We start from the raw sequence: 13,820 nt of genomic DNA, 5'->3' as shown, positions 1-13,820 counted from the left end.
ATCAACTCCAGGAATTACGGATTGCTAGCGGGGCGAGCTCTCGGGACATGCCACGCAGACGGACCAGGATGTCGGACAGCGCACGCACGACCTGATCGATTTCTTCAGCGGTGGTTTCATGGGACAGCGAAAAGCGCACCGCGCCGGGCAGGCTGCTCGCCGGCACATGCATGGCGCGCAGCACATGCGATGGCTCCATCGCGCCTGAGTGACAGGCTGACCCGAGCGACGCGGCAATGCCGGCGCGATTGAGGTGATGGACGATCGCTTCCCCTTCGAGGCCCTCGAAGGCGATATTGATTGTGTTCGGCAGCCGGTTACAGTGGTCGCCAAGGGCCGTGCAGCGACCGTTCTGCAAGATCGACTGCTCCAGACGATCGCGCAGCGCAGCAACACGAACGCGCGCTCGGTCGAGCCGCTCTGCAGCAAGCTCTGCCGCTTTTCCGAGACCGACGATGCCGGGGATGTTCTCGGTTCCGCCGCGGCGCCGGCGTTCTTGTCCTCCGCCCCGGATCAGCGGCCTGAATGTCGTGCCTTTGCGTAAGTAAAGCGCGCCGATCCCCTTGGGTCCATGCAGCTTGTGCCCGGACAGCGACAGCATGTCGATAACGCTGGCCTTCAGGTCAATGGGTACCCTGCCGACCGCTTGCACGGCATCGGTATGAAACAGCGCGCCGGAGGCGCGCGCCCATCCGGCCAGACGTTCCACCGGGAAGATGGTGCCGGTCTCGTTGTTGGCCCACATCACCGATGCAATCGCCGTACGTGGTCCAAGCGCCGACCGAAACGCCTCAAGGTCGAGCCGGCCGCGCGAATCCACCGCGATCAGATGAACCTTGGCCCCGCTTTGGGCCACCTGTTCGACCAGCGCCAGGATCGCCTGATGCTCGACCGAGGTGGTGACGATCTCGTCCCGGCCCTCCTGCGTCGCCAGCGCTGAGAGAATGGCGGCATTGTTGGATTCCGTCCCGCCGGAAGTAAAGACGATCTCGTCATCATGGGCAGCCCCTACGAGCGCCTGCACGCTGCGGCGTGCCTGCCGCATGGCGCCCGCGACCTGCCTGCCAAAGGCATGGGCCGAGGAGGCATTGCCGAACTGCTCGGCGAAAAACGGCAACATGGCCTGCACGACCGACGGATCCGTTCGGGTCGTCGCATTGTTGTCGAGATAAATAGCCATTGAAAACCTGCTCAATATGGCGCTGTAGGCGCGCCGGCAACCGGGATCAGGCGAACGAATTCGCCGAGCTTTTCGATCAGCCGCGCCTGAATGCCCTCCAGCGTCGCAGCTGACAGCTTGCAGAGCACGCAGGCCCCCGTCAGCTTGACCATGATCTTGGTCCCGTCGATCGCAACCAGCTGACAGTCACCACCGTCGCGTTTCAGATTGGGGCGGATCTCCTCGATCACAGCGCGAATCACTTGCTCCCGGTCCATCTCGGCGGCCGGCAGTTGTTTCAGATGCTTGGATTCGGCCAGCATGCTTGCGACCTCTTTCGTCAGCCGAAGGATTTGCCGCACGAGCAGCCCGCGTTGGCGTTCGGGTTGTCGAAGGTGAATCCGGAGCCCTCCTGCGCCAGCACGAAATCGATGGTGGTGCCGGCGAGATATTTGTGGCTGTCGTTGTCGACGAACAACTTGACCCCATCGCGCTCGATCACGGTATCGTCCGACGTCGTCTCATTGGCCAAGCCCATGATGTATTTGAACCCGGCACAGCCGCCGGACTCAACCGTGATGCGCAAGCCGCTTGCTCCCGATGTTGAAATCACCCCCCTGACCGCATTCAGTGCGTTATCTGTCAATTTGATCATGCTCACTCTTTCACCTCGCGTGGCTCGGCTGACTGCGAGTTGGCAATTCGCATGCCAGCGCACACGCGCCTGATAAGGCTTCCGTTTTTCAACTCTCGCCTGTTGGCTTTGCGACTCGTGTCGGCTTCCCGACGCGGCGATTTCGGGATTTAAGCGCGCTTGTGCGTTCTTCAGGCGTTTACACAGATGAAATGCGGTGCATGGGTCGGCAAGCAATTTGCATTTCCGTGCTGCGCCGGTCGTGGGCCGGCGATGAGCTTAGATCGAGGACGATTTTCATGACTGCAATCGAGAACACCGCGCTCGGCCGGCTGGACAAGGAGGGGCGACTTCTCAATGCCGTTCTCAAGGGCGAGACGACCAGGCCGGGCCGATTCGGTTTTCGTGGCGATATCGCGTTGAAGTTCCAGGCCCAGCTCGCGGACGAGAAGCGGCCGCCGGATTATTCAATCGAGCAGGTCTTGACGGTCGCGCAGGAAGGCGAAAGCACAATCCCGGTGCTGGCCGGTTATCTGCATTCATTGGCCTATCTGACCGACGTCAGCAGCGTTCTGGACGGCGCGCTGAGGCCCGACGGGCGCTACTTCATGTTCTGCAACAATATAGATCTGTTGGCGAAATACCGGACGAAGGTCGGCGACATCACCTTCCACATCCTCCCGTGCGATGAATCGACCGTCTGGAAAGAAATGATGGACCTGGCCGGGCTCGATAAGAACGACTTCAAGAAATTCGATGCAGGCGGCAAGCTGGACTACCTGCTCGACGCAGCCACGGCTCTCGATGCCTCCTATGAGGAGATCCCTTACGAAGACGGGCTGAAGCGGATGGGGCCCGTGAAAAACCGCAACCAGAACCGCCCGGTCTGAGCGCTGACTTTGGATCTCGTCGAAGCGGCCTCCTCGACAGGTCGCGCCGTCAGCATGTCGCGGTCCATTTCCATCGGAGTGATGAGCGCGAAGCCGCTCGCGTTGCGACGCGATCAACGCGACGGCCGCGCGACGCTCGAAGCGGATCCGCGGCGGCTCGATCGGACAGATGCCGGTGCGGCCAGGAACTTCTTGCGTTGGAATTCAAATTGACGGCGCCCCCTTGCGGTGCAACGAACAGAGTCCCCAGCACCATACAAGGGCAACCAATGGCTTCGCGGCTGTCGTCCTCGTCAACGATCGCGAGATGAAACCCACGGGACTAGCGCACTGAACGCTTTCGGACCAAGAACCGACGTGGATGCTTCCGGCTTTCTGCGCGATGTGGGTTTCCAAACAGGTTCGCGATTCATCAGCAAGCCGTTCGTTGCTTTGGGACAGAACTCATGCTGAACGGTCCTGCAATCGTTCGCGGCAAGAGAGCCAAGGCATCTGTCAATTGGCGCGGCTCTTGCTCAGGTGTTCGACGCAATCATCCAGCGCAACTGCTTTGTCGGCAGCGTTTGCAGAAGCGAGGACACTTCGATTAGAGGTCTGAATGTCTTTAGAAACTGATCATCAGGATCGACTGTTCGCGATCATCCTCGGCACCAATGAGATTGCGTCTGCGATCGCCGTCCAGCTAGCGCGCGGCGGAACTTGCGTGGTGCTGTCGCATGATCCCGATCCGCCTGTGATCCGGCGCAGGATGGCGTTCCATGACGCGCTGTTCGCCGGGACGGCACAGGTCGAAGATATTGTGGGTGAACGCCTCGACGACGCCATGCAGGTGCTCAGGGCGATCCGCGGGGACGCAAGCCGACGAAGACGGATCATCGTCTCCCGTCTCGGTCTTGTCGACCTCCTTCCGATCCGCCGCATTGATGTGCTGATCGACGCGCGTCTGCAGAAGCGCCAGATCAGGCCCGACCTGCGGCGCCTCGCGGGATTGACCATAGGTCTGGGCCCAGGCTTCTCCAAGAGCTCGAATTGCGATGTCGCGATTGAAACCCGGCCCGGCAGGATCGGCCTGGTCCAGCGAAACGGCTGGACGGATGCGGCTGACGGAATTGCGAGCCGGCTCGGTGATCTCGGCGCCGAACGTTTCGTTTATTCCAGCCTTGATGGCACCTGGCGAACGTCAGTCGCAATTGGAACGCATGTCGACAAGGATCTCGTGCTCGGCCATCTTTCCGGCGTGTCCGTCATGGCGCCGCGCGATGGCGTCTTGCGCGGCATCATCCGTGACGGGACCGAGGTTCCTTCCGGCGTCAAGCTGCTCGAGATCGACCCGCGCGGCGTACTGGCGCAATGGACCGGTATCGACGACCGCGGCCGGGCAATCGCCAACGCGACGCTAAGTGCGGTCCTTCGAGGTGCGGCGCAGCGGTTCGGCTGGGTCGTTGAACCGGAAATGTCGGGACACGCGTGACACGCCGCCGCAACAGCCGCCCGGAACGCGTCACTTTGCCTTTTGGACAGTGTCGACAAACCCGCCCCGCAGCGGGCAGCTGCGCTAGCAGGGGACAGTAACGTTGCAGACCTCAATCCTCAAAAGGCATTACGATGCTCGCCTGCCTTGGTACACCATCTATCCAACAGTACCGGAGTTCTCGGCAGCGGTCGGCCCCAAGGATTGTGAGGAATGGCTGCGGCGCCTGCCGACCGACGACGCCGTGTCGCTCTATATCCACGTTCCGTTTTGCCGGTCGATCTGCTGGTATTGCGGCTTTCCGAGGACCAGCACTGGCCGGGATGCGCCGATCCTCGACTATCTGGCGGTCCTGCATGAGGAAACCCGTCTGGTCGCGGCGCAAGCGCCGCCTGCGCTGCCCGTGAGCGACGTGCATTTCGGCGGCGGAACCCCGACCCTCATCCCACCATCCGAGTTCCTGGCCCTGATGGACGTCCTGCGCCGCCGCTTCAACTTCAGGGAAGGGGCTGCTGTCGCCGTCGAGATCGACCCGCGCACCTTCACGGTCGAAATGGCTGAAACCCTCGGAGCCGCCGGCGTCAACCGCGCAAGCCTGGGAGTGCAGAGCTTCGATCCGGTCGTTCAAAAAGCTATCAACCGGGTCCAGAGTGAAGCGGAGACGGCGGGCGCCATCGAAAATCTTCGCGGGAATGGAATAACCCGCATCAACTTCGACCTGATCTATGGTCTGCCAAATCAGACGGTGCAGTCCTGCGTCCGAACCGCGGAGACGGTGGTGGCGATGCGCCCCGACCGCCTTGCTGTGTCCGGTTACGCGCATGTTCCCTCCTACAAGAAAAATCAGCGTCTGATCGATGAGGCCCTACTGCCGGACACGGTTGCCCGTGCCGAACAGGCTGCGGCGGTGGGCGACACGCTGGTTGCTGCCGGGTACTGCCAAATCGGGCTGGACCATTTCGCCTTGCCGGACGACGAACTCGCGCTGGCGCAGAAGACCGGTCGCTTGCGACGTAACTCGTTGGGGTACTCGGCTGATACGTGTCAAACCGTTATCGGCCTCGGTGCCTCGGCCATCGGCCGTGTCGGCCACGGCTATGTCCTGAACGAGGTTGCAACGGGTTCCTACACGCGGCACATCCGCGCTGGCCGTCTGGCGACGTCAAAGGGCTATCCTCTCTGCAACGAAGACCGCGTCCGGGCCGCGATCATCGAGCGGCTGATGTGCGATCTGGAGGCTGATGTTCCGACAATCTGTGCGGCCTTTGATTTTGATCCGGTTCCCCTGCTCGATTCAGCTGAACGCTTGCCGATGCTCGCCGAGGACGGGGTCGTGGACATCGAAAGCGGCATCATCCGCGTAAGGCAGGAACACCGTTTTTTGCTCCGCGCTGTCGCTGCCGCATTCGACGCTTATCTGGACCGCTCACCCTATTAATCCATTGCGGATGACGTTTGTGGAAGGCAACCACAACCGGCAAGCGCCGGCCGTGATGGGTTGCCTGATGCAAGTGGGCTGCCTTGCAATTCGGCTGTGTCATCAATCCGGCGAGACCAGCGATCACCGCCCCGAGCTCTGGCGGCTGGACTTCGCCTTGCTCCCGCTCGCGCGTTTCGCCAGTGACTTACACGCGCCGCGCTGACGCCAAAACGCTCCGTCACCTCCCGACCTGAAACACCGCTCCAAATATAGACAAGCACCCGTTCGCGAAGATCCATCGACAACAGTTTCACCATCCCCGCAGGTTTCCATCCCGGCGACGAGCTTTCATCATCAAACCTCCGATCTGGACATCCCCAGCAACTCAGCCAGATGGACTAGCGCTCACAACCAGCGCGAAAGCTGTCCCTCTGGCGAGATGCGCGAAGCATAATTGGAACAGACAATCCCAACAGCATCGCGGCGTTTGAGGTTCCGCTGAGCAAACCAGCGACCTCGTCTCAAACGACCGAGATCTCAAATGCAATGATGCCGGCGGCTAGCCTGCCGCCGAAATATGGCCGAAGTCGGTGACCTGCCTCTCGAACAGCCCGCGATAGATGCCACCGGGCCGCTTGGTCAGGGCAACATGTGTGCCCTGCTCGACGATACCGCCACGATCAAACACCAGGATGCGATCGAGGCTGCGCACCGTCGACAGGCGGTGTGCGATCACGATCGAGGTGCGCCCCTTCATCAGCCGCTCCATCGCCTGCTGGATCAGCGCCTCCGATTCCGAATCCAGGCTCGAGGTCGCCTCGTCCAGGATCAGCACCGGTGCGTCCGCCAGGAAGGCGCGCGCGAGCGCCACGCGCTGCCGTTCGCCGCCCGAGAGCTTGACGCCGCGCTCACCAACCAGCGTGCCGTAGCCCCTCGGCAGCCGCAGGATGAAGTCGTGCGCGTTTGCGAACCGCGCCGCCTGCTCGATCGCCTCCCGGCTGGCCCCTGGCCGGCCATAGGCGATGTTCTCGGTAAGCGAGCGGTGGAACAGGATCGGATCCTGCTGCACGATCGCGATCTGGCTGCGCAGCGATTGCTGCGTGGCCTTTGCGATGTCCTGGCCGTCGATCAGAACGCGACCATCGGAGACGTCGTAGAGCCGCTGCACCAACTTAGCGAAGGTCGTCTTGCCAGCGCCGGAGCGGCCGACGAGACCGACCCGCTCGCCGGCGCGGATCGTCACCGACAGCCCGTCATAGAGCGGCGCGATATGGCCGCCATAGTGGAACGTGACGTCGTCGAACACGATCTCGCCGCCCTCGATCGCGATGGGTCGCGCGCCAGCAGCATCGGCGATGCCGATCGGCTCGTCGTGGATGGCGACCAGTTCGTCCATGTCGTTGACCGAGCGTTGGAGGTTGTTGATGTGCATGCCAACGTCACGCAAATAGCCGTGGATGATGTAGTAGCTGGTAAGCACATAGGTGACGTCGCCGGGCGAGGCGTTCCCCGCCATCCACAGCAGGACCGAGCCGCCGATCACCGAGCCGCGCAGGCACAACAGCAGCGAGAGTTGCAACAGGCCGGTGCAATTGTGGCGCAGCCAGGACCGCCGCACGCGCACGCGCCAGCGGCTGATGACGCGGGCGAACCGCGCATCCTCACGTGTTTCGGCGCCGAACGATTTCACCACCGCATTGCATGTCAGCGCATCCGCCAGCGTGCCGCCGACCTTGGTGTCCCAGGCGTTGGAGACACGCGCGGCCGGCGCGATGTAGCGCGCAGAGAACAGCACCGTCATCGTGACATAGGCGAGCGCACCGAGCGCAACCACGAGGCCGAGCGAGGCCCAATACACGCCGAGCAGGATTGTCGACCCGATCAGCACCAGCAGTGAAGGCGCCAGCGCCGTCAGGATGGTGTTGTTCAACAGCTCGAGCGCCCCCATGCCGCGGGTGATCTTGCGCACCGTGGAGCCCGCAAAGGAGTTGGCGTGCCAATCGGTCGAGAAGCGCTGCACGCGGGTGAACGCATCCTGCGTCACGTCAGACATGATCTTCAGCGTGAACGTCACGATCGCCTGCAGGCCGATCAGTCGCAGCACCATCGACGCTGCGCCCAGCGCAACGATGGCGCCGAATGCGAGCAGCGCCGCATGACGCGCGTCGGGATCGGACGGGCCGCGCGTCAGCCCATCGATCAGATGCCCCGAGAACACCGGCATGAATAAGTCGGCGATGGTCGCACCGAGCAGCCCGCCGGCCACGACAAGGGTATGCCCCGGCTGCTTCAGCCAGTGCCGGAACACGAAGGGCAACACGACCCGCATCGCGGTAGGAGGTTTATCAGCTGGAGCGGTCATAGCGCAATCTGGCCATTCTCACCGCGCAAGCCGGCTCTATCTGAATTACCCGCAGCGTCGCAAAGGCGCGACGGATCACCGCTGGTCGGCCCGCACCCCTCGGCCGAGCGAGACGCTCGACGCCAACAGCCCAAGTTGGTCGGACCTGGAAGCCTGGCATTCCGAGACGACCGGGAACGCCCCGCCTCTTCCACCATACGTCTTCGGCCTTTTTTCCTCCATAGCACCCCGCTCGCGAGAAGACTTCTCCTTTGAAGGATCGCAGTCATCGGAAAGCAGGGCGTCGCGCACCTGCCCGGCGGCCGCGACCAAACGTCCATCATGGCTTTCCGTGAGAAAGAAGAGATAGCGCTTTGAGTACCCCTTGTCGTTGCAGACGACCAGTCGACATGTCCATCAGGCTCGTTCGCGCGCACAGACATCAATTGCATTCCGATTTCCTCGACGCATGACATGCGCAGCGCCATGCCCCCACGATTGCCATGTGTGCGCCGAAACCATCAATTGCTAAGGTTAGTAGTTGACTGGCGCGCAGGGCGTTCCTGCGGGCGCACGTAACGCGGTTGTTACAAGCTCTGAGTGAGGACATCTTAGCGTCCGAACCCTGGGCATCCTGATTGGCCCGGAGTCGGCGTGGCGAATTGCGGACAGTCGTCTCCTCGATCAAGCGCCGGAGCACAGGGCTGACCAGAGCCATCGGAACGCCTCTTGTCTGAGGGTTAAGTCTGAAAGTCATAAACCCTCTCAGACAAGAGGCGGCCGTGCAAATTCTCCTCGCATGTCGCAAAAGCGTACGCTTCTCAGTCTCGCCTCGGTTACCGCAGGATACGCTGCAGAGTTGCTGACGGAGCGCCTGTGAGGCGTTGCGACACCCCGCCCGCCCTTTTTGGATTCGCCGGTCAAGCACCACATTGCCTTCGGCAAGCGATTTGCATTGCGTATCGCGCCACCGAAATGACAGGCGCGTGTCTAGCTTGAGGGAGTATTCACATGACGACGGGCAAGAACATCACCGCGACACCGTTAGAGCTCGGAGCGCTCGGCCAAACGCCCCATCCGAACGCGGAACCACAAGGTCAAGCGCTTCGAGGCGTACGGCAGGTGACGATCGACTGTAGGTCGCGAACGAGACGCCTCCACCGGAGTGTTCGGTCCAGCAAACAGCGACCATCGAGACGGAGGCCCCGTTTGCGATGCTGGTGCGCTCTCTTCTCACTTATCCGTTCGATCTGCGCCTGTCATGGGAGCCAATTCATCTCCGTCATCCCATACGACTCATAACCTAGACATGTATTGTCAGGCGGCCGGCTAAATCGCCGCCCGTCCTCAGCTACTCTCTCGGTTTCAAGCACAGAAAACTGCTGAACTCCCAAGCCGCTTGCAACTTTCAGCTTTGCGGGCCTTACATGGCAGCGAGCTTGGATCGGTCTAGACTGGCGGAAGTAACCAGATTGACCGATTCCAGGAAGGCCCGCACGGGGGCTCCGCCGTGCGGGCCTTTTATGCTCAGGTGTGGCCGGCGTCATTCGCGAGCGGCGGTATGGGCCACGTCGCCCAATAGAAATCACATCGCAATTCGATTTCGCTCACACAAGCGGCCGGTTGCGGCGGTCCACGACCGGTTTGTCGCAAGTCGCGCCCGTGACGTTCCAAACTGCCGTAACTTTGGCTGGTGTTGAACATCATCCAACGCAGGGGCCAGAAGAATATTCGGACCGTCAAGAGCGGGATCTGCCGTTCTTTTGTAGCGTCTCCATGATCCGGCTCACCGCCGCATGGATTTGACCTTCTCGCCCACGAATAGCACGCGATCGGGAAACAACCCGGCGCCGGCAATGCTTGCGCGGGGCACCCGCGCCACACGCGCGCAATGAAGCCATAGTCGCTACGAATGGCGCGCTGTATCGCCGCTTGCGTCAATGGCACATTGTCAAACACCTGCGGCCACGCAATACAACGAGATCATCAGCTCTTCTACTGCCCCGCCTGCTGAGTCGTGGCCATGGGGATACAAAGAAACTGACGGCAGCATTCCCTCGTCGATCCCGCACGAACGTGGATAGGGTTGGGTCTCGGTCAACTACCAATCTTCGCAATTGTTCGAGGTGACCGGGCATGTCAAACGACCGGAAAATGACACGTCGTGCAGGTCAATCGTGGTCTCGTTGATATCGCGTGAAACCCGCGGCAACGGGTCCATTCGCAGCGGCACCTGAAAACGCTGCATGTGCCGTCCGATTCTGCGACTGACTCATTCGCGTCCCAGCCCGAAAGGTTCGTTTTGCGAACAGATGCGTTTTCAGGAGAATGACAGCATGACCAAGATATCCTCGATCGACAGTATCATTCCGCAAGCTGATATCGCAAAGCGCGCGGCGCGGATCGGCGCTGAAATCAGGAACATCAAGCTGTCGGGCGATTTGCCGGCGGAGACGATTACCGCGATCAACAGCCTGCTGCTCGAGCACAAGGTTCTCTTCTTTCGCGATCAGGGCCATCTCGACAACGCAGAGCAGGAGCGCGTTGCCCTTCGCTTCGGAACGCTTATGGCGTATCCGATACTCGCTGTCGTCGAGGGAACGGTATCGATGATCGAGATTGATTCCGCGCGCCCCCCTCGCCGAGCCGACCTCTGGCACAGCGACGGGACCTTCTTCGAGGCTTATCCTAAAATCGCGGTCCTGCGGGGCGTTGTGATCCCACAATTTGGCGGCGATACGATCTGGTCAAACACCGCGACCGCCTATCTGGACCTCTCCGCGCCGCTGCAACGGCTTGCCGACGAACTCTGGGCGGTTCACAGCAATGCGTTCGACTACTCCGTCATGGCCAACAGCGAGGCCGACAAAAAGCATCTCGACGAGGTGTTCGCCAGGACGGTCTATGAGACCGAGCATCCCGTCGTGCGTGTCCATCCCGAAACCGGAGAACGCGCGCTGGTGCTCGGCGACGTGGTGCAACGCTTGGTTGGCGTCCCGAAATATGACGGCCAGAGGCTATTCACCCTTTTCCAGTCCCATATCACCGCGCCCGAAAACACCGTGCGGTGGAGTTGGAAGGTGGGCGATGTGGCGATCTGGGACAACCGCGCCACGCAACATTATGCGGTCAGGGACTACGGCGACCAGCGTCGTGTGGTTCGCCGTGCCACCGTCGCTGGCGAGGTGCCCGTCAGCACCGATGGTCGATTGAGCTCGACGCGCATAAAGGCCGCCAAGGAACCGCCCGCGTAGGTCGCTTAAGGCTCCCCAGAGACGTCAAAGATCCCGCCGACGCGGTCTCTTCCGCTCGTTTGCTCTGACAGCATCCACGAGCGTGGTCCGCTGTCGGCATTGAACAGATCCAGTCCCGGCGCCTTGAGCGATGATACCTCCTCCGACAACGATCTCCCCTTGCTCATGGACGTCCATGACGCGCTTACTGACGCAGCAGCTTCCGGACGTTGCGAGTAAGCTCCGGGCCGATCTGGTCGGCGCACAATCTATCAAGGCTAGCAACAAGGAGGGGAAACTCACGTCGCATGCGGGCGTGGCGATGTCGGTTCGAACTCGCTCGACTGCGGCTCCGGTCTTCAGCGCTCGATCTACTCTGACGCAAGCCGGGCTTGCCATCGCGGTATCCTTTGCGGCGAGTCTCTGCAGTTCGGCGTTGGCAGGAGTTGAGAATGCATCAGACACCAGGAGCGAGATGCCGGATGAGGCTCCTGGAAAACACCTTCAAAAGCAGCGTGGCGCGGCCACCCGAAGCCGTCAGCTCAAGCGAACAAGGCATCTCGACGGCAGCCCGGCGCCGGCACAACCGACCAATATCCCTGACTCAAGGTACGATCGTCCAGACAAAGTTGCCGAGGCCAGGACCCCAAAGAAGATCGACCCGTTCGCGAAGTTCGATCACCTGCGTGAAAGAGGCATTTGGCTCAATATACCTGGGCCTGCGGATACGATCGATCAGGACAAGGGCGGAGTTAGATCTGCGCTTGCGGATTTAAGGATCGGCTATGTGGGGTGGACGCAAAACACGTTGATCGACAATCGGCTGCCGCATGCATCCAAAAGCACCATCTTCAATCAGCGGTATGTTGGCGAGAGTCCGACATTCGGTACTGTCAATTTCATGATCGTGACCTACGATCTCAGCCGATTTGGAATTCCCGATGGTCAGATAACCGTGGGAGCCGAGCAACAACATTGGACCTGGAAGCCCGCCGGGCCAGATAGAGTAGGGATCAATACATTTGCCTATTACCAAACGTTTTTTGACAGGAAGTTCGAACTCAAGATGGGTTACCTCAGAAATCATGACGAGTTCTTGGGAATGAATCCATTTGGGCCGACGCCGGTCATCTTGTCCCAAGCCGGAATGAGCAACGATTCCGCGCCGACGCCGGCTCTCAACGTGAAGTACAATTTTGACGATCGCCTCTACACCAAGTTTTCGATCCAGCGCTCGGTCAGTCCGGATGGCCAGTTGGCGCACATAACCGAAAATCCCACTGGCTTGGACTGGCGCACGGCCAACGCCGGCATTTTATTGCTCGATGAAACTGGATTTAAGAACAAGGCGGCTCCGGGGTCGCCCGAGACCTGGCTGCGGGCCGGAATCGGTTTCAACGACAGCCGCTATCCGCACTTGGCGTATCCGCTCCAACCGAGAGCCAACGCGAACAGCGCCTACTACGTGGCCGCGGACCGGCAGTTTTTGCAATCTGATGCCCAAGGTTCACCAACTCGGGGTATCTATGGTGGGTTCTCCGCAATGTACGCTCCGTCTGACGTCAACAAGGTCAGCCGCTATCTCGAGCTTCGTCTTTATGCGAAAGGACTATTTAGCAGCCGGCCCCGTGATCAGATTGCCATTGCTGCCACCAATATCGCTTGGAGCCACTTTGCAGTCGATGCGGCCGCGGCTAAAGGCGATCTCGTCCATCGCGACAGTACGGCGATCTGGGGAAGATACACTGCGCGGCTGGCGCCAGGAGTTTATGCAACCCTGGGCCTGCTATACATCAATCATCCGACAACCATTACATACACACGCCAAACCGGACATGCCCTGAACGTCTTGGTATCGACATCAGTATTCTTCTAGATCCGTTGCTGGATTCTGCCGCGAGTACCACGCCGGAAGGAGCCGCCGAGTTCTAAGCGCGAGCTGCGCCAAGAACTCTGCCGCCGCCCGGCCACCGCGAGGTCAGTCCGAACATCGGGGGGATCCGCTACTCTATGAGGCGAGACGGGGACCACGGCGGCAATGCCGTTCACGCCGCGCGCGGAGCCAATCTCCATTGTCCCATTCGCTGAGCAAGCCCCTCGCTGGGGTAAGTCCTTGCCGGTCTTTTTCGTCCGCCCATTGATCACCGCAACCTGAAGTGAGCGCACTTTACGGACCGGACATCATCATTTAGGCAGAGGATAAGGGCACGTTCGCGTGCTCGGATGCTCATTGACGCGGCCCAGCTATTGTCCGCGGCTGGCGGCTCGTTGCGCCAAGAACACGCTGGTGAAGTTGCGGCCGCCGGAATTCTCTCAACCGCACCTTCGCACCAAGTCTCCTTCCTGCACAGACGACGGAGGCGGCCGTCAAGCCCTTTCTGCCGCGGCGGGCACGTGAGTCTGGCAGTTGGCCGGGCAGACCCGGGCGCAGGCGCCGCAGCCAATACAGGCGCCCTCATCATCCATCACCATGATCTTTTTCTCGATCTCATCGTCTTCGTCGCTGCCAAGGTCGACAAGATCGCCCTCCTCGTTGATGCCCTTCAATGTCATCACCTTTCGGCCACAGACCTTGAAGCAGCGGCCGCATCCGATGCATTTCCCGGAATCGATCGATGCGAGATAATCGGGTATCCAGTCGCGGCCGTCGCGCGTTGCAAATGACATGCTTG

The 13,820-nt window shown here is 60.8% G+C and carries 11 protein-coding genes; 6 read left to right on the top strand and 5 right to left on the bottom strand.

The window, feature by feature from the left end; genetic code table 11:
- Window position 1 precedes the first annotated feature (1 nt).
- Genes nifS through ACLFLU_RS07905 form a run of 3 tightly spaced genes read right to left on the bottom strand, consistent with a single transcriptional unit; the run spans window position 2 to window position 1,814 of the window.
- Window positions 2-1,195, bottom strand: coding sequence for a cysteine desulfurase NifS (nifS, locus tag ACLFLU_RS07915; RefSeq protein ID WP_426411711.1), 1,194 nt, complete (start codon window positions 1,193-1,195; stop codon window positions 2-4).
- Window positions 1,192-1,482 (bottom strand): NifU family protein, encoded by a 291-nt coding sequence (locus ACLFLU_RS07910; RefSeq protein ID WP_426411710.1) that lies wholly within the window; start codon window positions 1,480-1,482, stop codon window positions 1,192-1,194. Before ACLFLU_RS07910 ends, nifS begins: the two co-directional genes overlap by 4 nt.
- A 17-nt stretch (window positions 1,483-1,499) precedes the next feature.
- The gene (locus ACLFLU_RS07905; RefSeq protein ID WP_426413930.1) at window positions 1,500-1,814 is read right to left on the bottom strand and encodes a HesB/IscA family protein; all 315 of its coding nucleotides are present in this window, start codon (window positions 1,812-1,814) and stop codon (window positions 1,500-1,502) included.
- A 278-nt stretch (window positions 1,815-2,092) separates the two neighbouring features.
- On the opposite strand from ACLFLU_RS07905, the gene ACLFLU_RS07900 reads away from it, so the two are divergent.
- The 4 genes from ACLFLU_RS07900 to hemN all read left to right on the top strand — a co-directional run bounded on the left by ACLFLU_RS07900 (window position 2,093) and on the right by hemN (window position 5,592).
- Entirely contained in the window at window positions 2,093-2,683 is a 591-nt protein-coding gene (locus ACLFLU_RS07900) for a hypothetical protein (RefSeq protein WP_234685252.1), read from the top strand.
- Between the two features lie 9 nt (window positions 2,684-2,692).
- On the top strand, window positions 2,693-2,896 hold the full coding sequence (locus tag ACLFLU_RS07895; RefSeq protein WP_426411709.1) for a hypothetical protein: 204 nt from the start codon (window positions 2,693-2,695) through the stop codon (window positions 2,894-2,896).
- Window positions 2,897-3,281: 385 nt separating this feature from the next.
- Window positions 3,282-4,154, top strand: a complete 873-nt coding sequence (locus ACLFLU_RS07890) for a xanthine dehydrogenase (RefSeq protein ID WP_426411708.1) — start codon at window positions 3,282-3,284, stop codon at window positions 4,152-4,154.
- A gap of 103 nt (window positions 4,155-4,257) precedes the next feature.
- Entirely contained in the window at window positions 4,258-5,592 is a 1,335-nt protein-coding gene (gene hemN, locus ACLFLU_RS07885; protein WP_426411707.1) for an oxygen-independent coproporphyrinogen III oxidase, read from the top strand.
- Window positions 5,593-6,133: 541 nt separating this feature from the next.
- Here the strand turns inward: hemN and ACLFLU_RS07880 are convergent.
- Entirely contained in the window at window positions 6,134-7,936 is a 1,803-nt protein-coding gene (locus ACLFLU_RS07880; RefSeq protein ID WP_426411706.1) for an ABC transporter ATP-binding protein, read from the bottom strand.
- A 2,315-nt stretch (window positions 7,937-10,251) separates the two neighbouring features.
- Here ACLFLU_RS07880 and ACLFLU_RS07875 point away from each other — a divergent pair.
- Together ACLFLU_RS07875 and ACLFLU_RS07870 are read left to right on the top strand one after the other, a co-directional pair.
- Window positions 10,252-11,169: a TauD/TfdA dioxygenase family protein gene (locus ACLFLU_RS07875; protein WP_426411705.1), complete on the top strand. Its 918-nt coding sequence runs from the start codon at window positions 10,252-10,254 to the stop codon at window positions 11,167-11,169.
- Between the two features lie 175 nt (window positions 11,170-11,344).
- The gene (locus tag ACLFLU_RS07870) at window positions 11,345-13,024 is read left to right on the top strand and encodes a carbohydrate porin (protein WP_426411704.1); all 1,680 of its coding nucleotides are present in this window, start codon (window positions 11,345-11,347) and stop codon (window positions 13,022-13,024) included.
- A 491-nt stretch (window positions 13,025-13,515) separates the two neighbouring features.
- On the opposite strand, the gene fdxB is transcribed toward ACLFLU_RS07870, so the two are convergent.
- A complete protein-coding gene (gene fdxB / locus ACLFLU_RS07865) occupies window positions 13,516-13,815 on the bottom strand; it encodes a ferredoxin III, nif-specific (protein WP_426411703.1) in 300 nt (99 codons plus the stop codon).
- Window positions 13,816-13,820: the final 5 nt, after the last annotated feature.

The sequence above is a fragment of the Bradyrhizobium ganzhouense genome (genome assembly GCF_049949285.1).
GTDB lineage: Bacteria > Pseudomonadota > Alphaproteobacteria > Rhizobiales > Xanthobacteraceae > Bradyrhizobium > Bradyrhizobium ganzhouense.
Note: the sequence above shows the minus strand (reverse complement) of the source record. Positions and strands in the feature narration are given on the sequence as shown.